The organism is Streptomyces cacaoi (genome assembly GCF_006539165.1).
In the GTDB taxonomy this organism is placed as follows: Bacteria; Actinomycetota; Actinomycetes; order Streptomycetales; family Streptomycetaceae; genus Streptomyces; species Streptomyces cacaoi.
Map to the genome: position 1 here is coordinate 73,245 of NZ_BJMM01000012.1, position 20,008 is coordinate 93,252.

Consider the following 20,008-nt stretch of genomic DNA (forward strand, 5'->3'; position numbering starts at 1 on the left):
CAAGGTGCGCAGAGCCCAGACCATCGTTCCTTTCGGAGTCGGAGGCATCATCGATCTCCGCGGCGAATCCTTCGTAGCCGCCGACATCCAGAGCTGGTCCCGCAGAAGCGAGGAGGTGAAGTCCCCACGACTGGCCCGTAAACTCGGGGTGCAGAGCTTCCGTTCAGCACCCGTGATCCCCGCCGGCAAGGCGGCTTTCGCCAGCCGGAACGGGCCTGTCTATGTACGGTTTCCGAAGTGGCTCTTCTGTCCTCGTTGTCGGCGGATGGCCCTGTGGCGCCCGGAACTCGAGCAGGCAGACAAACAACCCGCCTGCAGACGCTGTGCCGGTGGCTCCCAGCTGGCCCCCATGCGTTTCATCCAGGTGTGCCGAGCAGGCCACATGGCGGACATCGACTGGCACCGTTGGGCCCATTCCCGCAGCGAGAACCACGACCAACGCCAGTGCCAGGCCCGGAGGCTCCGGTTCATCGCGATGCCCGACTCCTCCGGGCTCGAAGCCCTGCGGGTCGCCTGTCTCTCCTGTCATGCGGGGCGGAGCCTGGCGGGAATCAGCCAGAAGAACGTTCTCAAACGAGTCGGTCTGGCGTGTCCCGGGACCCATCCGTGGCAGTCGGAAGGCGACGAACCGGAAATCTGTGAGGAGACTCCACAGGCGGTACAGCGCGGCGCCTCCAATGTGTACTTCCCGGTCACGCACTCGGCGATCGACATCCCTTCCCCCGCAGACCTTCCCGCAGAGGAGGAAGCGGCCCAGAGAGTATTCGACCACTCGCTGTGGCCGCAGTTCAGAAGCTCGGAGGGAAGCCCGATCGCAGAGGCTCTGAGACAGGTCATCTCAGACCATTGCTCAGTTCCCGAGAGTTTCGTGGAGGGACTTCGCCGTCGCGACACGGACGACGCCGTCGCGATGCCGACGGTGGTCGACGCGGACGACGACCTGAGCATCGACGAGTGGGCGGCGTTGTCCGCACCGGAAAGCGTCACCGAGTCCCCCACCTTTTCGGTCCGCCGCTCCACTCTCGGTGTCCGGTCCGACGATGCCGGGTCCTTGCAGAAACTGGCTGCGAAGATCGGTTCCATTGTCGTCGCGGACCGGGTGCGCGAAGTACGTGCGCTCGCCGGATTTTCACGCTACGAGCCTGCTTCGAGCGACGATGAAGACGACGAGGGCGGGAGAGTCGTCAAGGTCGGCGGTGCCTCTCGGGCAAAATGGCTCCCCGCTGTCGAGACCTACGGTGAGGGCATCTTCCTCACCGTCGACGAGGACCATCTGAGTTCCTGGGAGAATCTCCCGGCTGTGCGCGAACGGACGCGGCGTATCGAGGAGAACCTCGAAGCCTCTTTCCAGAAGGATCGGCTCAGGGCCCGGTCCGGGCCCGTGCTCCTGCCACGGTTCGTCATGCTCCACACCCTGGCTCACCACTTCATCCGCCAGCTCTCCTACGACAGCGGATACAACGCGGCTTCTCTCCGGGAACGTGTCTATGCGCGAAGTCATGCTCCGGGAAGCGATCATCCACCGCAGGCGGGCGTGTTCGTCTACACAGCAGCCGGTGATGCGGAAGGAACGTTGGGCGGGCTGGTTCGCCAGGGACGCCCGCCGCATCTCGTCGAGACACTGGTACGGCTGCTCGAGTCGGCCCAGTGGTGTTCACAGGACCCACTGTGCGCTGACTCGACGGGTCGGTCCCTGGCCAACCTCAACCGAGCAGCCTGCCATGCGTGCACGCTTCTTCCCGAGACATGCTGCGAAGCGGGCAACTCTCTACTCGACAGAACGCTGTTGATCGGTGACGGCGAAGTCCCCGGATTCTTCCGGGACGTGGTGCGGGCGGCACTGGAGGAATCCGCAGAGGCCGTCGAGCTGCCATGACGTTCCCCTCCCTCGTCGACCTCGGAACCGAACAGCAGGCTGTCGTCGATCTGCCTTTCCACGGGTGCCATCTGGTCACCGGAACACCTGGGTCGGGCAAGTCCGTGATGGCTGTCTACCGGGCGTGGGCACTTGCGACTGCCGGGCGCGGGGTCACTCTCCTCACTCGTTCCAATCTGCTCCATCAATATCTCGCCCAGTTGGCACCGGACCTTACGGAAGCGCTCGACGTGACCACCTACCATCGGTGGATCCGGGCATTCTGGAGTGCACGTTTCCGGAGCGATCCTCCCCAGATCGACGAGGACGACTGGACATACGACTGGCTCGAGATGCAGCAGAACTGTCTCGCCCGGAAGGTCGGGACGACCGGGCACCTTGTGATCGATGAAGGACAGAACCTGCCCATAGGCTTCTACCAGTTGTGCCGTCTGCTCGGGCTGGACATCACTGTCTTCGCGGACGAGAACCAGCGGATCGACAGTGAGCAGAGCGCCTTGTCGGAGATACGCAGAGCACTCGGTATCCGGTCCCCGATCGTACTCCGCGAGAACCACCGGAACAGCCGTGCCATCGCTGCCCTGGCGTCCGCGTTCCACGTCAGGGGGGACTCAGAGGTCGCTGTGCCGACCCGTGCGGGCCCTATACCGACGCTGCTGAGAGCCCCTTCCCGGGAGCACCTTCTCTCCGCTGTACGCCAGTGCTTCCACGCGCATCCGGAGCGGAGCATCGGAGTCATCTGCAGGTCGACGCACACCTTGCGTTCCGTCCAGAACGGCCTCACAAAGCTCGGTCTGGCCGGGTCGACCCAGGCCTACGCACACAACGACCGGTACCGGAACGCCATCGATTTCTCCTCCCGCCCGATTCGGCTAGTCAGCACAGCGAGCATGAAAGGGTTGGAGTTCGACAGCGTTTTCGTCCCGGATCTCGACGCGTACACCGAGGACCCGACCGGTGTGGAAGCGTGTCTGCGGTTCTTCGTCCTGTGCACCCGCGCTCGCGAAGACCTGCACTTCGCTCACCTCGGTGCAAAGGAACCACCTATCCTGTCCGGAATTCCGGAGTCCTTGTTGATCCGGCGCACCTGCTGAGACACGGCATTCCCTGCTTCCTCTCCGGGGATGCAGGGAATGCCCGTCGCGGAGGTCAGTCCTCGTCGTTTTCCAGGTTGCCCTCTGTTTCCAGGTAGGTCTGGCGGAGGGCGTCGAGGACGGCGGGGTCCGGCTTGGACCACATGCCGCGGGATTCGGCTTCCAGGAGGCGTTCGGCTATGCCGTGCAGGGCCCAGGGGTTGGCTTTCTGGAGGAATTCGCGGTTGGTTTCGTCGAGGACGTAGGTCTCGGTGAGCTTGTCGTACATCCAGTCGGCCACGACGCCGGTGGTGGCGTCGTAGCCGAACAAGTAGTCGACAGTGGCGGCGAGTTCGAAGGCACCCTTGTAGCCGTGGCGGCGCATGGCCTCGATCCACTTGGGGTTGACCACGCGGGCGCGGAAGACGCGGGAGGTCTCCTCGACGAGGGTGCGGGTGCGGACCGTCTCGGGGCGGGTGGAGTCGCCGATGTACGCCTCGGGGGCGGTGCCGCGCAGGGCGCGGACGGTGGCGACCATGCCGCCGTGGTACTGGAAGTAGTCGTCGGAGTCGGCGATGTCGTGTTCGCGGGTGTCGGTGTTCTTCGCGGCGACCGCGATCCGCTTGTACGCCGTCTCCATCTCCTCGCGCGCCGGGCGGCCGTCGAGTTCGCGGCCGTAGGCGTAGCCGCCCCACACCGTGTAGACCTCGGCGAGGTCGGCGTCGGTGCGCCAGTCGCGGGAGTCGATCAGCTGGAGCAGGCCCGCGCCGTAGGTGCCCGGGCGGGAGCCGAAGATACGGGTGGTGGCGCGGCGTTCGTCGCCGTGTTCGGCCAGGTCGGCCTGAGCGTGGGCGCGGACGTGGTTGTGCTCGGCGGGTTCGTCCAGCGAGGCGGCGAGCCGTACGGCGTCGTCGAGCAGGCCGATGGTGTGCGGGAACGCGTCGCGGAAGAAGCCGGAGATGCGCAGGGTGACGTCGATGCGCGGGCGGCCGAGTTCCTCGTGAGGGACGGGTTCCAGACCGGTGACGCGGCGGGAGGCGTCGTCCCAGACGGGGCGGATGCCGAGGAGGGCGAGCGCTTCGGCGACGTCGTCGCCGGCGGTCCGCATGGCGCTGGTGCCCCACAGGGAGAGGCCGACGGAGGTGGGCCAGTCGCCGTTGTCGGTGCGGTAGCGCTCCAGGAGGGAGTCGGCGAGGGCCTGTCCGGTCTCCCAGGCGAGGCGGGAGGGGACGGCCTTGGGGTCGACGGAGTAGAAGTTGCGTCCGGTCGGCAGGACGTTGACCAGGCCGCGGAGAGGCGATCCTGAGGGCCCGGCCGGGACGAAGCCGCCGGCCAGTGCGTGGACGGCGTGGTCGAGTTCGGCGGTGGTCTGCGACAGGCGCGGGACGACCTCGCCGGCGGCGAACTCCAGCACGTCCGCCAGCTGTTGTGCCGGGGCGTCGCCGCGGTGGCGTGCGACGACGGCCGGGACGGCGGCCGGGTCCCAGTCGGCGTCCTCCATGGCCTGGACGAGGGCGCGGGCCCGTTCCTCGGCGGTGTCGGCGGCGGTGCGGGTGGCGTCCGACTCGTCGAGCCCGAGGGCCTCGCGGAGCCCGGGGAGCGCCTGCTTGCCGCCCCAGATCTGGCGGGCGCGCAGGATGGCGAGGACGAGGTTGACGCGGTCCTCACCGGCCGGTGCGTTGCCGAGGACGTGCAGTCCGTCGCGGATCTGGGCGTCCTTGACCTCGCACAGCCAGCCGTCGACGTGCAGCAGGAAGTCGTCGAAGCCGTCGTCGTCGGGGCGCTCCTCCATGCCGAGGTCGTGGTCGAGCCGGGCGGCCTGGATGAGCGTCCAGATCTGGGCGCGGATGGCCGGCAGCTTGGCCGGGTCCATGGCGGAGATCTGCGCGTACTCGTCCAGGAGTTGTTCGAGCCGGGCGATGTCGCCGTAGGAGTCGGCGCGGGCCATGGGCGGCACGAGGTGGTCGACGAGGGTGGCGTGCACCCGGCGCTTGGCCTGGGTGCCCTCGCCGGGGTCGTTGACCAGGAACGGGTAGACGAGCGGCAGATCGCCGAGGGCGGCGTCGGGGGCGCAGGCGGCGGACAGTCCGGCGTTCTTGCCGGGCAGCCACTCCAGGTTGCCGTGCTTGCCCAGGTGGATCATGGCGTCGGCGCCGAAACCGCCGTCCTGCTGCGCGGCGGCGATCCAGCGGTAGGCCGCCAAGTAGTGGTGGGACGGCGGCAGATCGGGATCGTGATAGATCGCGATCGGATTCTCACCGAAACCGCGCGGGGGCTGGATGAGGATGAGCAGATTGCCGCGGCGCAGGGCGGCGAGCACGATGTCGCCGTCCGGGTTGTGCGTCCGGTCGACGAACATCTCGCCGGGCGGCGGGCCCCAGTGCTCCTCGACGGCCTCGCGCAGCTCGGCCGGGAGGGTCGCGTACCAGCGCTTGTAGTCGGCGGCCGGGATCCGGACCGGGTTGCGGGCCAGCTGCTCCTCGGTGAGCCACTCCTGGTCGTGCCCGCCGGCCTCGATCAGCTCGCGGATCAGTTCGTCGCCGTCGCCGGAGACCAGCCCCGGGATCTCCTCCGCCGGGCCGAAGTCGTAGCCCTCGGCGCGCAGTCGGCGCAGCAGTGCCACCGCGCTGGCCGGGGTGTCCAGGCCGACGGCGTTGCCGATCCGGGAGTGCTTCGTCGGGTAGGCGGACAGGACGAGCGCCAGCCGCTTGTCGGCCGGTGCGATCCGGCGCAGCCGGCCGTGCCGCACGGCGATCCCGGCGACGCGGGCCGCGCGTTCGGTGTCGGCGACATAGGACGGCAGACCGTCCGCGTCGATCTCCTTGAAGGAGAACGGGACGGTGATCAGCCGGCCGTCGAACTCGGGTACGGCGATCTGGCTGGCGGCGTCCAGGGGTGAGACGCCCTCGTCGTTCTGCTCCCAGTCCGAGCGGGGGACGGTCAGACACAGGGCCTGGATGACCGGGATGTCGAGGCCGGTGAGCGCGCCGGCGTCCCAGGACTCGTCGTCGCCGCCGGCCGACGCCTCGGCGGGCCGGGTGCCGCCCGCCGCGAGGACGGTCGTCACGATCACGTCGGCGCCGCGCAGCTCTTCGATCAGCTCCGGCTCCGGAGTGCGCAGGGAGGCGACGTACAGCGGCATCGCCCGGCCACCGGACTGCTCGATGCTGTCGCACAGCTGACGCACGAAAGCGGTGTTGCCGCTCATGTGGTGAGCGCGGTAGTAGAGCACCGCGACCATGGGGGTGTCCGGCTGCGTGCCCGGTAGGGGGGTGCGCTCCAGACGGCCCCAGGACGGGGCGGCGGCCGGCGGTTCGAAGCCGTGGCCGGTCAGCAGAACGGTGTCGGAGAGGAACCGCGCCAGCTGTTCGAGATTCGCCGGCCCGCCGTGCGCGAGGTACGCGTGCGCCTCGGCTGCGATGCCGATCGGGACCGTCGATGCCGCCATCAGCTGTGCGTCGGGCGCCTGCTCGCCGGTGAGCACGACGACCGGACGGCCGTCGGCCAGCAGCTGGTCCAGACCGTCCTGCCAGGCCCGGATGCCGCCCAGCAGTCGGACGACGACGAGGTCGGCGCCGTCCAGCAGCGCCGGCAGCTCGGCCAGGTCGAGCCGGGACGGGTTCGCGTACCGGTAGCGGACCGGGCCCTCGGCGGCCCGGGCGCTGAGCAGGTCCGTGTCGGAGGTGGAGAGGAGGAGGACGGTGCGCGGGGCGGTGTCGTCGGCGGCAGCGACAGCGGCGGCGGACGGCTCCGAAGTGGCTGCCCCGGCCGGGGTTTCCGCGCCCGGAGTTTCCGTGCCCCGGGTTTCCGTGCCCGAGTTGTTCTCCGTGCCGGGGGCTGCTGCGCCGGTGGCGCCCGTCGCCGGGCTCGCGGGGCTCCCGCTGCCCGCTGCGGCGGCACGGTTGTCGCTGGTCGGGGTGGTGTCGCGGTGCGGGGCGCTGTCCCCGGACGAAAGCGGCATGCGGCGTTCGGCCCTTCCTCGGGGTGTCCTCGCCCCGGGCGGTCTCGGACGGCGGGAGTTCCTGGCTCACCCGGCCTCGCAGGCCGGGCTCACAGTGGCGGGACCGCGCCGGATTCACACCGGGCTTCCTCCCCTGTCGCCGTCGATGGCGATGGCGGACCGGACTGATCCGCCGGAGAGCATCGTAAGGGGGCAGCCTCACCTGCGGTAAGTACGGGCTGCGCGAACGCCTGCCCGGACCCGGTCGAGCCCGCACGGATTCCCGGCCCTGCTGCGCCCAGGTGCCTGCCCACAGCTCTGCTGCGCCCGGAGGTTTCCGTCGCTCTGCTGTGCCCGAGCACCTGCCCATGGCTCTGCCGCGCCGGAGGTTTTCGTGGCTCTGCTGTGCCGGGAGTTTTCCGTGCCTCTGCTGTGGACGCGTTTCCGTGGCTCTTCTCGCGGCCCTGCTGCGCCGGCACGCCTTTTCTCGGCCCTGCTGTGGGTCACCGCAGATCCACCGCTCTGCCGGGCCTCGCCGCGTACAACCACCGCCGGGCCACCGCTCTGCTGTGCCGAGTCGCGGCCTGCTGTGCCGGGCCAACGCGCTTCCGGCGTCACGCGCGGAGATGTGCAGGGGCCGGGGCTCCAGGGGCCGAGGTCGGCAAGGGGAGTCCGCTGAGCGGACGCGCGGGCCGGTCCGGCGGCGGGGCAGTCATCACCCGCACCTGGCGGCCGGTTTGCCCGGTTTGCCTGGCCGGGGGCGCGAGGGGGCGCGGTGGGTATGCTCGCCGCCATGGCCACGCCCCCCACCCCCGCCGCGCACGCCCGGCAGGTCGCGCCCACGTGCGACCGGACGACCGGTCGGGCACGTCAGCGTGACGACGCCTGCCCGGGCGCGCTGCGTCTGCACGCGGCGGACGACGGCGCGCTGGCCCGCGTCCGCATTCCGGGCGGGGTGCTCGACTCCGGCCAGGCCCGGGCCCTCGCCGACCTCGCACAGCGGCTCGGCGACGGTGCGCTGCACCTCACCTCGCGCGGGAACGTGCAGTTCCGGGGGCTCCCGGCCGACTGCGGGGCGGACCTCGCGGACGCGCTCACCACCGCGCGGCTGCTCCCGTCCGCCGCGCACGAGCGCGTACGCAACATCGTGGCGAGCCCGCTGTCCGGCCTCGACGGGCACGGCCACCGGGACATCCGACCGTGGTTGACCGAACTGGACCGCCTGCTGTGCGCGGACGATGCCGTACGCGCGCTCTCCGGCCGGTTTCTGTTCGCGCTCGACGACGGGCGCGGGGATGTCGCCGCGCTGGGCGCCGATGTGACCTTGCTCGCGTCCGTCCCCGGCGCAGGACCCCCCGGGGCCGGCTCCGGGACGCGGACCGCCCCAGGGACGCCGGACGTCGGGCTGCTGCGCTGCGGAGACGCGCCCCACGCCGTTTCGGTGGCGGCTCCGGACGCTCCCCGTGCCGCACTGCTCGCCGCCACGGCCTTTCTGGAGGCCGCACACGAGCACGGCATCCGCGCCTGGCGGGTGCGTGATCTCCCGGAAGGCGCACGGGAGTTCACCCGGCGTGTGGTGCGTCGGCTGACCGGCGCCGGCCTTCCTGTGCGGGCGGACGACGTACCCGTCGCGCTCCCCGCCGGCTCCGCGCGCCCCGATGCCGCCGCGCCGGGCACGGTTCCGTACCCTTACCCGGCCCCGACCCCGTACCCGCGCTCGGCGCCCGCTTCCGACGACCTCGCGCGCCCGGGAACGACCGCCGACACGCAGACCGGGACGTCCGCCGACGTGCAGCGCGGAGCTGTCACCGACGCGCAGGCCGGAACGTCCGCCGACGGGCCAACCGCGGCATCCGCCGACGGGCCTCCGCAGTCGCCCCGGACAGACAAGTACCTGCCCGAACCCCCGTACGAAGACGCCTCGTTGGTGGTGCTCGCACCGCTCGGCCGGGCGTCGGCGGCAGGCTTCCGGCTGCTCGCCGACCTCGCGGACCGTGCGGGCGGTGGCGAGCTGCGGGTGACGCCCTGGCGCAGCGTCGTCGTCCCCCGCGTGCCCGCCGACCAGGTGGCGACGGCTCTGGCGGAGCTGCGCGCTGCGGGGCTGGTCACCGAGCCGGACTCGCCCTGGCGCGGGGTGAGTTCCTGCGCGGGGCGCCCGGGTTGCGCCAAGTCGCTGGCCGATGTGCGGGGCGATGCCGCCGCCACGCTGCGGGCCCCGGACGGTGCGTCAGCCGGAGTACCACACGCGGCGGCAACTCCCCTCGAAGGCACGGGAGTCGAGGCAGGACACACCGCGCTTCCCGTCCACTGGTCCGGCTGTGAGCGGCGTTGTGGACGCCCGACCGGCGATCGGGTGGACGTCGTCGCCGGGCCGGACGGCTATCGCGTCACCGTTGTCCACGGCGCGGGCGCGGCAGGGGACGGCACCCCCGAGGAATCGCCCGTCTCCCCTGCCGCTCCTGCCTCCCTGGTTTCCCCCGGTTCCCCTGTACCGCCCGTTTCCCCCTCCGACCTCGCCGCCACCGTGGCGGCAGCACGCGTGGTCGCCGCCGCGGCCGGCGTGCGGCAAACAGATGAGTGAGAGCACAGTGTTCGAGTACGAGAAGGACGGTGCTGCCATCTACCGGCAGTCCTTTGCCACCATCCGCGCCGAGGCGGACCTGGCGGGGCTGCCGGCCGATGTCAGCCAGGTTGCGGTGCGGATGATCCACGCCTGCGGAATGGTCGACCTCGTACGGGATCTCTCCTACACGCCCCGGGTCGTCGAACGTGCGCGCGCGGCGCTGCGCTCCGGGGCGCCCATCCTCTGCGACGTCGCCATGATCGCCAGCGGTGTGACCCGCAGGCGGCTGCCCGCCGACAACGAGGTGCTGTGCACGCTGGCCGACCCCGCCGTTCCGGGGCTCGCCGCCGAGTTGGGGACGACCCGCACCGCCGCGGCGCTCGATCTGTGGCAGGACCGGCTGGAGGGCTCCGTCGTCGCCATCGGCAACGCCCCCACCGCGCTCTTCCGGCTGCTGGAACTGATCGAGGCGGGTGCGCCGCGCCCCGCTGCGGTGATCGGCGTACCGGTCGGCTTCGTCGGTGCCGTGGAGTCGAAGCAGGCGCTGGCCGAACACCCGTCCGGGCTGGAGCACTTGGTCGTCCACGGGCGCCGCGGCGGCAGCGCGCTCGCGGTGTCCGCGCTCAACGCCATCGCGAGTGAGGAGGAGTGAGCGGCGTGCGGGACGAGAGCGGTGCGAACGGCGTGACCGGCACGGAAGGCACGAACGGCACGAACGGCACGGACAACGTCGACGGCAGGCACGGCGCGGACAGCTCGGGAAGCGCGGAGGGCGTGTACGGCGTGGCGGGCGCGAACGGCGCGGCCGAGGCGGCTGCCGACAGGGAGTCCGGCGCCGCGCGGGGCCGGCTGATCGGTGTCGGACTCGGCCCCGGTGATCCCTCGTTGATGACCGTGCGTGCGGTGGAGGCCATCGCGGAGGCGGATGTGGTCGCGTACCACAGCGCGCGCCACGGCCGTTCCATCGCCCGTTCGATCGCCGCCCGGCATCTGCGGCCCGAGCACATCGAGGAGGCGCTGGTCTACCCGGTCACGACGGAGACCACCGACCATCCCGGCGGCTACCGGGGCGCGTTGGAGGAGTTCTACGCCGAGGCGTCCGCCCGGCTGGCCACGCATCTGGATGCCGGGCGCACCGTCGCCGTTCTCGCGGAGGGCGATCCGCTCTTCTACGGCTCCTACATGCACATGCACAAGCGGCTTGCGCACCGCTATCCGACCGAGGTCGTCCCCGGCGTCACCTCGGTCAGCGCCGCCGCAGCGCGCCTCGGCACCCCGCTGGCCGAGGCGGAGGAGGTGCTGACGATCCTGCCGGGCACCCTGCCCGAGGAGGAGCTGACGGCGCGGCTGGCCGCGACCGACGCCGCCGTGGTGATGAAGCTGGGGCGCACCTACCCCAAGGTCCGCCGGGCCTTCGAACGGGCCGGGCGGCTGGACGAGGCGCACTATGTGGAGCGGGCCACGATGGAGGGCGAGCGCACCGGCGAACTGGCCGCGGCCGACGCCGGATCCGTGCCGTACTTCTCGGTCGCCGTGCTGCCGAGCCGTGTCGCGCCGCTGACCGCACCGCGGCCCGGGCCGGGATCCGGACGGCAGCCGGAGTCCGAGCGGCAGCCGGAACCCGGGCAGCAGGGGCAGGGGCAGGGGCCGCAGCCGGAGCCCGGGCAGCACGAGCCGGACGCGCACGCAGCGGCGCACGGCACGGACGGCGGACGCGGCCGGCACGGCGCGGAGTGCAGCGGCGGTACCGGCGCCACGTCCGGTGCCCGGGGCGAGGTGGCCGTCGTCGGTACCGGTCCCGCGGGGCCGCTGTGGCTGACGCCCGAGACCCGGGGCGTCCTCGCGGCGGCCGACGACCTCGTCGGCTACACCACGTATCTCGACCGGGTACCGGGGCGCCCCGGGCAGCGGCGGCACGGCAGCGACAACCGTGTCGAGTCCGAACGCGCCGAGTTCGCCCTGGAGCTGGCCCGGCGGGGCCGCCGTGTGGCCGTCGTCTCCGGCGGCGACCCCGGTGTCTTCGCGATGGCCACGGCCGTCCTGGAGGCCGCCTGCGCCGAGGAGTTCACGGACGTACCCGTTCGGGTGCTGCCGGGGGTGACCGCCGCGAACGCCGCCGCCGCGCGCGCCGGTGCGCCCCTCGGCCACGACTACGCCACGATCTCCCTCTCCGACCGGCTCAAGCCCTGGGAGGTCATCGCGGACCGGCTGCGCGCCGCCGCCTCGGCCGACCTCGTGCTGGCGCTCTACAACCCCGGCTCGCGCAGCCGCACCTGGCAGGTGGGCAAGGCCCGCGAGCTGCTGCTCGAACACCGCGCTCCGGACACGCCCGTCGTCCTCGCCCGTGATGTGGGCGGGACCGGCGAGAGCGTGCGCACGGTCCGCCTCGCCGAACTCGACCCGGACGAGGTGGACATGCGCACCCTCCTCATCGTCGGCTCCTCCCGGACGCGGGCCGTGCGGCGCGGTACGGGCGGGGAGACGGTCTGGACGCCGCGGCGCTACCCGGACGAGCCGGAGGCCCGGCCCGGCCAGGACGCCACGACCGGCCCGGACGCCCCGGCGGGCCCGGAGCCCGCGCGGAAGGCGTGAAGCAACCGGCGAACGGCGTGCGGCGGCCGGCGGGAGGCGGCATGCGGCGGTGGACGGCCGCCGGCGCCGCTGCCGCCGGTCTCCGTCCGGCCTGTCACGGGGCGGGGGCCGCCATCGCGCGCACCCGGGCAGCGGCCTCATCCGCCGTGGTCGCCACGGGGACGCCGTCCGGGACCGGAGGGCGGCGGACCACGACGACGGGGACGCCCGCCTCGCGGGCCGCGGTCAGCTTGGGTGCCGTCGCCGCGCCGCCGCTGTCCTTGGTGACCAGCACGTCGATCCGGTGCCGTGCGAGCAGCGCCCGCTCGCCCTCCAGCGTGAACGGGCCCCGCTCCAGCAGGGCCTCCATCCGCGGCGGGCACGCGCCCTGCGGCGGGTCGACGGAACGGACGAGGAACCACAGGTCGCGCAGGCCCGCGAACGCCGCGAGGCCCATCCGGCCCGTGGTGAGGAAGATCCGGCTGCCCAGCCCGGGCAGCGCGGCGGCGGCCTCGTCCAGGGAACCGACCGTGTGCCAGGTGTCGCCCTCGGCCGGGACCCAGCCGGGGCGCCGCAGCGCGAGCAGGGGAACATGGGCGGTGGCCGCGGCCTCGGCCGCGTGGAAACTGATCGTCTCGGCGAAGGGATGGGTGGCGTCGATGAGCGCGTCCACGCGCTGTGCGCGCAGCCATCGCACCAGGCCGTCGGTCCCGCCGAACCCGCCGACCCGTACCTCGCCGACGGGCAGCCGGGGCCCGGCGACCCGCCCGGCCAGGGAGCTGGTGACGCGTACCGGCTCCGGCTCCAGCAGTTCGGCGAGCCGGCGGGCTTCGGTGGTCCCGCCGAGGATCAGCACGTGCACGAGAAGCGGTTCCCATCGTGAGTGAGGTACGCGAGGCGGCCGGCGCGCTGCCCGGGCCGACGGGCGAGGCGCAAGGGGGCCGCGGCGCCCAACTCAAGCACACCCGTCTGCGGCCGGGGTGGACGACCGGTGCCTGCGCGACCGCCGCCACGACCGCCGCCTACACCGCACTGCTGACCGGCGACTTCCCGGACCCGGTGACGATCACCCTGCCCAAGGGCCAGACACCGTCGTTCGCGCTGGCGGTGGAACAGCTGGACGCGGAGAGCGGGACCGCCACAGCTGGTGTGGTGAAGGACGCGGGGGACGACCCCGATGTCACCCATGGCGCCGTCGTCCGTGCCACGGTGCGTGCGCTGCCGCCCGGCTCGGGTGTCGTCTTCCGCGCGGGACCGGGCGTGGGCACGGTGACGCGCCCGGGGCTTCCTCTGGACGTCGGCGAACCGGCGGTCAACCCGGTGCCCCGGCAGATGATGCGCGAGCACATCGCGCGCGTAGCGGAAGAGAACGGTGGCGCCGGCGACGTGGAGCTCACGCTCTCCGTGGACCACGGCGAGGAGATCGCCCGCTCCACCTGGAACCCCCGGCTCGGCATCCTGGGCGGGCTGTCGATCCTCGGGACGACGGGCGTGGTCGTGCCCTACTCGTGCTCGGCGTGGATCGACTCCATCCGCCGGGGTGTGGACGTGGCGCGGGCGGCGGGGCGCACCCATGTGGCGGGCTGCACGGGGTCGACGTCGGAGAAGACGGTGGTCGCGGAGTACGGGCTTCCCGAGGACGCGCTGCTGGACATGGGCGACTTCGCGGGCGCCGTGCTGAAGTACATCCGGCGCCATCCCGTGGACCGGCTCACCATCTGCGGCGGTTTCGCCAAGCTGTCGAAGCTGGCGGCGGGCCATCTGGATCTGCACTCCAAGCGTTCGCAGGTGGACAAGGGTTTTCTGGCCTCCCTGGCACAGCGGGGCGGCGCGGACACACAGCTGGCGGAGGACGTCGCCGCGGCCAACACGGGACTTGCCGCGCTCCAGCTGTGCGCGGCCGCGGGGGTACCGCTGGGTGATCTGGTCGCGGCGGCGGCCCGCGACGAGGCGCTCGCGGTGCTGCGGGGCGCGCCGGTACGGGTGGACGTGGTCTGCATCGACCGGGCGGGCACCGTCGTCGGCCGCAGCACGGTGCGCTGAACCGGCCCCGGCGCCCATCCGGCCTCTGGCGCCCATCCGGCCTCTGGCCCGTGCCGCCGACCATCGGGCCCAACTTCCTCCCCTGGATGGAGATCCTCCAGTCGACGCTCACCCGGGCCGGGTTCGCCGGGGCGGGGCTCTCCGCCGCCACCTGGGCGCTCTACCACCACGTCATGGGCTCGGCCTCGTCGGAGACGGCTCTGCGGATCTCCGACGAGGAACGCCGCCTGGGACAGCAGGCGTTGCAGGCCGACCGGGAGCGGTACCCGACACTGGCCGCCAACGGCTATCTCCACGAGGACGACTGGACCGGCAGCTTCACCACCGGCCTGGCCTACCTCCTGGACGGTCTGGAGGCACAGCTGGGCGACGGCCCGGCGACGGGAGGCGCCCGGCACACGCGGCGGAAGGCGGACGACCGCTCGACGGGGCAGCCGGAGGAAACGGAGCAGCCGGAGCGGAAAACTTCCGCCACGCGCGCATAGCGGAAGGCCACCTCAGCTGTCGCGGGCGCTCCGGCAGCTGCCGCGGTCGCGCTCCGGCGAGTACAGATGGCTGTCGCCGAACTGTTCGGCGCCGAGGGCGCGTCCGACCAGGATGACCGCGGTACGGCTGATGCCGGCGTCCCGCACGAGGGCGGCCATCTCGCCGAGGGTGCCGCGCAGCACCACTTCGTCCGGCCGGCTCGCGAACGCGACGACGGCCGCCGGGCAGTCGGCTCCGTAGTGCGGCAGGAGTTCGGCGACGACCTCGTCCGCGTACCGGACGGCCAGGTGCAGCACCAGCAGCGCACCGCTGCGGCCGAGCGTGGCGAGGTCCTCGCCCTCGGGCATGGGCGTCGCCTGCCGTGCCACCCGGGTCAGCACGACGGTCTGGCCGACGGTCGGCACGGTCAGCTCCCGCTTGAGCGCCGCGGCCGCCGCGGCGAAGGCGGGCACACCGGGCACCACCTCGTAGGGCACACCGGCCGCGTCCAGCCGCCGCATCTGTTCGGCGACGGCGCTGAAGACCGCCGGGTCGCCGGAGTGCAGCCGCGCCACGTCGTGCCCCGCCTCGTGCGCGCGCACCAGCTCGGCGGTGATCTCGTCCAGGTCGAGCCGCGCGGTGTCCACCAGGCGGGCACCGGGCGGGCACTCCGCCAGCAGCTCGTCCGGTACGAGGCTGCCGGCGTACAGGCAGACCTGGCAGGCGGCCAGCGTGCGCGCGCCCCGCAGGGTGATCAGATCGGCGGCGCCGGGGCCCGCGCCGATGAAGTGGACCGTCATCTGCCGCCTCCTGAAGGTTGTTCGCCACTGCTGTCGCCGACTACCGGCCGGTCGGCTGCGGTGTCGCCGTCCGCCGGGCCGGCCTCCCGCTTGATGACCGACCACTGCGTCACCGGCATCGCCTGCCGCCACCCCGTGAACCCGCCGACCGGCACGGCATGGGCGACCGCGAGCCGGACCAGCTCACCGCCGTAGCGGCGGCAGCGCTCGGCGAGCAGCGCCTCGGACTCCAGCGTCACCGTGTTGGCGACGAGCCGCCCGCCCTCCCGCAGCGCCTCCCAGCAGGCGTCCAGCAGACCCGGCGTGGTCAGCCCGCCTCCGATGAACACCGCGTCCGGTGTGGGGAGTCCGGCCAGCGCGCCGGGTGCCGTGCCGGTCACCACGCGCAGAGCCGGCACTCCGAGCCGTTCGGCGTTGCGCGCGATGCGCGCGGCACGCTCCGGATCGCGTTCGACGCCGACGGCCCGGCAGGCGGCATGGGCACGCAGCCACTCGACGGCGACCGAGCCCGCCCCGCCGCCGACGTCCCACAGCAGTTCGCCGGGTGCAGGCGCCAGCGCGGCGAGCGTGGCGGCACGCACATACCGCTTGGTCAGCTGGCCGTCGTGCTCGTAGGCGGCGTCGGGCAGCCCGGGGACGGTGCCGAGCCGCGGGCCGTCGGCGTTCCCGGCCCGGACACAGCTGACGGCGACGATGTTGAGCGGGTCGCCGGGCGGATGCGCCCAGGCGTCGGCCGTGCCCTCGTACGCGCTCTCCCGCTCCCCACCGAGCTGTTCGAGCACCCGCATCCGGCTGGGCCCGAAGCCCCGCTCGCACAGCAGCGCCGCCAGCTCGCCCGGGGTGCCGGCGCCGGAGCTGAGAACCAGCAGCCGGCGCCCCTCGTGCAGCAGTGCGGCGACCCGCGCGAGCGGCCGGCCCACGGCGGAGACGACCTCCACGTCCTCCTGCGGCCAGCCCAGCCGTGCGCAGGCGAGCGAGACGGACGAGGGGTGCGGCAGCACACGCGGAGCGCCGGGCGCCAACTCCTCGTGCAGCGCACGGCCGATGCCGTAGTGCAGGGGGTCACCGCTAGCCAGCACGGCGACACGGCGCCCGGCGTGCTCGCGCAGCAGCCGGGGCACGGCGGGCCGCAGCGGTACGGGCCACGGCACCCGGGTGCCCGCGCACTCGCCGGGTAGCAGGTCCAGCTGGCGCGCACCGCCGAGGATCACCTCCGCCTCGCGCAGCGCCGCACGGGAGGTCTCCGGCAGCCCGGCCCACCCGTCGGCGCCGACGCCGACGACGGTGACGTCCGCCGGAAGCCCGGAGGCATCGCGGGCGGCGGAGCCGGCGCACGGGCCGGAAGCCCCGGGAGCCCGGGAGCCGTCGACGGGGCCGTCGGACACGTCGCGGGTGTCGGGGTTCTCGGGGGGCACGGAGCGGCTACCTCGGGCGTCGCGGGGCCCACACGGGGCTTCGGCAGGGGACCGGCCGCACTCTACTGCGCCGCCGGGGCCGCACCCGCCCCGGGGCGGAACCCCTCCCCGGAACCGACCGCGAACCGGCCGTGGACCGGCAGCGCACCGGCCGCGCACCGACCGCGGACGGGACCCCGAGCGGCCCTCCCAGCGGCTCCCGACCAGCCCCGACCAGCTCCCGAGCGGCCCCGGACCGGGGGCTCGGACCAGCCGCGGTCGTACACCGTAGAGGAGAGTTATCCACAGGCGCCCCACTCGGGCTCGCGGACCTCCACAATGGTGCGCATGGAACGCAACGCACTGCCCGACTGGGAAAAGCGGTTCCGGGCGCCGCGTGTCTCGCTGCCGGAGTGGGCCGAGGACGCACCGGCCCGGTCGCTGTTCGTGTCCAACGCGACGGGCACCTTCGAGCTGTACGCCTGGGACCGCACGACCGGCGAGCAACGCCAGGTCACGGACCGTCCGAACGGCACGACGGACGGCACGCTGACGCCGGACGGCGAGTGGATCTGGTGGTTCTCCGACACCGACGGTGACGAGTTCGGCGTCTGGATGCGCCAGCCCTTCACCGGCGGCGCCGACGTACCGGCCGTCCCCGCGCTCGCCCCCGCCTACCCCGCCGGGCTGGCGATCGGCCGGGACGGCACGCTCGTCATCGGCCGCTCCACCGACGAGGAGGGCACGACGATCCATGTCGTCCGACCCGGCGCCGGGACGCCCGAGGAGATCTACCGGCACAGCGAGTCCGCCGGCGTCGGCGATCTCTCGCACGACGGCACGCTGCTGGTGATCGAGCACACCGAGCACGGCGACGCCATGCACTCCGCGCTCCGCGTCGTCCGCCCGGACGGCACGACGGTCGCCGAGCTGGACGACACCGAGGGCGGCACGAAGGAACTGGGCCTCGGCGTCCTGGGCTTCGCGCCGGTCGCCGGCGACGCCCGGCTGCTGATCGGCCACCAGCGGCGCGGCCGCTGGGAGCCCATGATCTGGGACCCGCTCTCGGGCGAGGTCACGGAGCTGGAGCTGGATCTGCCGGGCGATGTGAGCGCCGAGTGGTACCCGGACGCGAGCGCCCTGCTGATCGCCCACTCCTACCGCGCCCGCGACGAACTGTGGCGCTACGACCTCGCCACGGGCGAGCGCACCCGCATCGAGGCCCCGGCCGGCTCGGTCTCCGGCGCCACCGCACGCCCCGACGGCAGCGTGGAATTCCTGTGGTCCTCGGCGGCGCAGCCACCCCAGGTGCGCTCCACCACGGGCGAGGTCGTGCTGGATCCGCCCGGTGAGACGGCGCCCGGCTCCGTGCCGGTCGAGGACGCCTGGGTCGAGGGGCCCGGCGGGACGATCCACGCCCTGGTGCAGAAGCCCGCGGGCGAGGGCCCGTTCCCGACGATCTTCGAGGTGCACGGCGGGCCCACCCACCACGACACGGACTCCTTCGCCAGCCAGCCGGCCGCCTGGGTCGATCACGGATTCGCCGTCGTCCGCGTCAACTACCGCGGCTCCACCGGGTACGGCCGCGCCTGGACGGACGCGCTCAAGCACCGCGTCGGCCTCATCGAGCTGGAGGACGTCGAGGCCGTACGCGAATGGGCCGTCGGCTCCGGCCTGGCCGACCCCGACCGGCTGGTGCTCTCCGGCGGCTCCTGGGGCGGGTACCTCACCCTGCTCGGGCTCGGCACCCAGCCGGAGGCGTGGACGCTCGGCCTGGCCGCCGTCCCGGTGGCGGACTACGTCACGGCGTACCACGACGAGATGGAAGCGCTGAAGTCCATGGACCGCACCCTGCTGGGCGGCACGCCCGAGGAGGTCCCGGAACGCTTCGAGGCGTCCTCCCCGCTCACCTACGTCGACAAGGTGCAGGCGCCGGTGTACATCTCCGCCGGTGTCAACGATCCGCGCTGCCCGATCCGGCAGGTGGAGAACTATGTGCGGCGGCTGGAGGAGCGCGGGCACCCGCACGAGGTCTACCGGTACGACGCGGGGCACGGCTCGCTCGTCGTCGAGGAGCGGATCAAGCAGGTCCGCCTCGAACTCGACTTCGCGCTGCGGCATCTGCCGAAGAGCCCCGAGCTGCCGTCCGGGCCGCACTGACCGTATCCGGTTCCGGGCGCCCTCGCGCGCCCGGAACCGGTCCTCAGCGCGTCGTGGAAGTGGAAGCGGGGGCCGCCGGGGCGGTGCGCTGCGCCGGGGCCGCCGCCGGCTCCCGGGCCGGGTCGGTGTCCGGCGCAGCATCCGGCCCGGCGGCATCCGCCCGCGGCGCGTCGCCGGGGTCCGTCCGCGGGCCGGAGTCCGCGGCGGGGTCCGGGGTGTGCGGCGGTTCCGGATCGGTGGCGGAGCCGCCGGGGGGCGGAGGGTCGTCCGGGCCGGGCGCGAGCCCCAGTTCGGCGTCGCGGGCGATCTCCACCTCGCGACGGAAGAAGCGGAACCACATGAAGACGACGAACCCGGCGAAGAGGAACCACTGCGCGGTGTAGCCCAGGTTCTGGAACGCCTTCATGTCCAGCCCGGTGTTGTCGGGCGCGACCGGCGGCACGGCCCGCAACGGCTTGTCGGTGTGCTGCTGGGTGATCCACGCGTTCTCGACCTGGTACGGCACGACGTTCACGAGCGCCGCCGCGCTGATGAACCCGAGCTGTCCCTCGGGCAGCCCGCCCGAGGCGCCGGGTCCGGCGTCGTTCTGCGACTCGGACGCCTGGAGCACACCGGAGACGGTGACCTCGCCCCGGGGCGCCTCCGGCACCCGCGCCGGGTCCGCGCTGCCGGGCAGCCAACCCCGCACCACCGGCAGGGCCTTGGCGCCGGCCGCCTCGGGCCGCAGCAGGGAGAGCACGTAGAAGCCCTCCGTGCCCTTGATGTCGCGGTCGGGGACGAGCAGCGGATGCCGGCTGTCGAAGCGCCCGGTGACCTTCGCCGTACGGCCGACGGTGTCCTCGGAGACCGGCAGCAGCCGGGCGAGCGGCTCGGCCTTCGCGTGCGCCGCCTGCTCCTCCTGTTCTTCCTGCTGCTGATGGCGGTCGACGCGGGCGTCGAAGCGGCTGAGCTGCCAGCTGCCCATCACCAGACAGACCGCAATCGCCAGTACGGCGAAGACGTTGATCCCCCACCACCGCGGGGTCAGCAGAAACCGGTACACGCCCCCACGGTACGACCAGCGGGCCGCGCTCCGGCCGCCCGGGGCTCCCGGACCCGTCCCGCGTCCCCGGGGAGTCCGGCC

General features: G+C 73.0%; 13 protein-coding genes and 1 riboswitch. Of the genes, 8 read left to right on the top strand and 5 right to left on the bottom strand.

What is annotated here, in order from left to right; translation table 11 throughout:
- Positions 1–4 precede the first annotated feature (4 nt).
- Both drmB and SCA03_RS14155 read left to right on the top strand, forming a co-directional pair.
- On the top strand, positions 5–1,876 hold the full coding sequence (drmB, locus tag SCA03_RS14150; protein ID WP_230988680.1) for a DrmB family protein: 1,872 nt from the start codon (positions 5–7) through the stop codon (positions 1,874–1,876).
- Positions 1,873–2,970 carry a helicase domain-containing protein gene (locus SCA03_RS14155; protein WP_086814774.1) on the top strand — a complete coding sequence of 366 codons (1,098 nt, stop codon included), beginning with the start codon at positions 1,873–1,875 and terminating at the stop codon, positions 2,968–2,970. The genes drmB and SCA03_RS14155 overlap by 4 nt, the downstream gene beginning before the upstream one ends.
- Positions 2,971–3,025: 55 nt before the next feature.
- Here SCA03_RS14155 and cobN read toward each other — a convergent pair whose 3' ends face one another.
- Entirely contained in the window at positions 3,026–6,910 is a 3,885-nt protein-coding gene (gene cobN / locus SCA03_RS14160; protein ID WP_230988665.1) for a cobaltochelatase subunit CobN, read from the bottom strand.
- A gap of 55 nt (positions 6,911–6,965) precedes the next feature.
- Positions 6,966–7,062: riboswitch (cobalamin riboswitch) on the bottom strand.
- A gap of 620 nt (positions 7,063–7,682) precedes the next feature.
- Here cobN and SCA03_RS36165 point away from each other — a divergent pair.
- The 3 genes from SCA03_RS36165 to cobJ all read left to right on the top strand — a co-directional run bounded on the left by SCA03_RS36165 (position 7,683) and on the right by cobJ (position 12,044).
- Complete coding sequence (locus SCA03_RS36165; RefSeq protein ID WP_230988666.1) at positions 7,683–9,470, top strand: ferredoxin-like domain-containing protein; 1,788 nt, start codon at positions 7,683–7,685, stop codon at positions 9,468–9,470.
- Positions 9,471–9,477: 7 nt separating this feature from the next.
- Entirely contained in the window at positions 9,478–10,104 is a 627-nt protein-coding gene (locus SCA03_RS14175) for a precorrin-8X methylmutase (RefSeq protein WP_030883148.1), read from the top strand.
- 236 nt (positions 10,105–10,340) lie between these two features.
- Positions 10,341–12,044, top strand: a complete 1,704-nt coding sequence (gene cobJ / locus SCA03_RS14185; RefSeq protein WP_230988681.1) for a precorrin-3B C(17)-methyltransferase — start codon at positions 10,341–10,343, stop codon at positions 12,042–12,044.
- Positions 12,045–12,138: 94 nt separating this feature from the next.
- On the opposite strand, the gene SCA03_RS14190 is transcribed toward cobJ, so the two are convergent.
- The gene (locus SCA03_RS14190; protein ID WP_086814400.1) at positions 12,139–12,885 is read right to left on the bottom strand and encodes a cobalt-precorrin-6A reductase; all 747 of its coding nucleotides are present in this window, start codon (positions 12,883–12,885) and stop codon (positions 12,139–12,141) included.
- 17 nt (positions 12,886–12,902) lie between these two features.
- On the opposite strand from SCA03_RS14190, the gene SCA03_RS14195 reads away from it, so the two are divergent.
- Entirely contained in the window at positions 12,903–14,066 is a 1,164-nt protein-coding gene (locus SCA03_RS14195) for a cobalt-precorrin-5B (C(1))-methyltransferase (RefSeq protein ID WP_371863936.1), read from the top strand.
- A 50-nt stretch (positions 14,067–14,116) separates the two neighbouring features.
- On the top strand, positions 14,117–14,551 hold the full coding sequence (locus SCA03_RS14200) for a TetR/AcrR family transcriptional regulator C-terminal domain-containing protein (RefSeq protein ID WP_230988667.1): 435 nt from the start codon (positions 14,117–14,119) through the stop codon (positions 14,549–14,551).
- 12 nt (positions 14,552–14,563) lie between these two features.
- Here SCA03_RS14200 and cobM read toward each other — a convergent pair whose 3' ends face one another.
- Both cobM and cbiE read right to left on the bottom strand, forming a co-directional pair.
- Positions 14,564–15,331: a precorrin-4 C(11)-methyltransferase gene (gene cobM, locus SCA03_RS14205; RefSeq protein ID WP_030883155.1), complete on the bottom strand. Its 768-nt coding sequence runs from the start codon at positions 15,329–15,331 to the stop codon at positions 14,564–14,566.
- Positions 15,328–16,581 carry a precorrin-6y C5,15-methyltransferase (decarboxylating) subunit CbiE gene (gene cbiE, locus SCA03_RS14210; RefSeq protein WP_230988683.1) on the bottom strand — a complete coding sequence of 418 codons (1,254 nt, stop codon included), beginning with the start codon at positions 16,579–16,581 and terminating at the stop codon, positions 15,328–15,330. Before cbiE ends, cobM begins: the two co-directional genes overlap by 4 nt.
- 492 nt (positions 16,582–17,073) lie before the next feature.
- Here cbiE and SCA03_RS14215 point away from each other — a divergent pair, with 492 nt between their 5' ends.
- Positions 17,074–18,885: a S9 family peptidase gene (locus SCA03_RS14215; protein ID WP_086814401.1), complete on the top strand. Its 1,812-nt coding sequence runs from the start codon at positions 17,074–17,076 to the stop codon at positions 18,883–18,885.
- Between the two features lie 43 nt (positions 18,886–18,928).
- Here SCA03_RS14215 and SCA03_RS14220 read toward each other — a convergent pair whose 3' ends face one another.
- Complete coding sequence (locus SCA03_RS14220; RefSeq protein ID WP_078874678.1) at positions 18,929–19,927, bottom strand: SURF1 family protein; 999 nt, start codon at positions 19,925–19,927, stop codon at positions 18,929–18,931.
- Positions 19,928–20,008: the final 81 nt, after the last annotated feature.

Coding starts and splice junctions, on each gene's coding strand:
- SCA03_RS14215 (WP_086814401.1), top strand. CDS start 17,074: ATGGAACGCAACGCACTGCCCGACTGGGAAAAGCGGTTCCGGGCGCCG.
- cobJ (WP_230988681.1), top strand. CDS start 10,341: ATGACCGTGCGTGCGGTGGAGGCCATCGCGGAGGCGGATGTGGTCGCG.
- SCA03_RS36165 (WP_230988666.1), top strand. CDS start 7,683: ATGGCCACGCCCCCCACCCCCGCCGCGCACGCCCGGCAGGTCGCGCCC.
- cobM (WP_030883155.1), bottom strand. CDS start 15,331: ATGACGGTCCACTTCATCGGCGCGGGCCCCGGCGCCGCCGATCTGATC.
- cobN (WP_230988665.1), bottom strand. CDS start 6,910: ATGCCGCTTTCGTCCGGGGACAGCGCCCCGCACCGCGACACCACCCCG.
- SCA03_RS14155 (WP_086814774.1), top strand. CDS start 1,873: ATGACGTTCCCCTCCCTCGTCGACCTCGGAACCGAACAGCAGGCTGTC.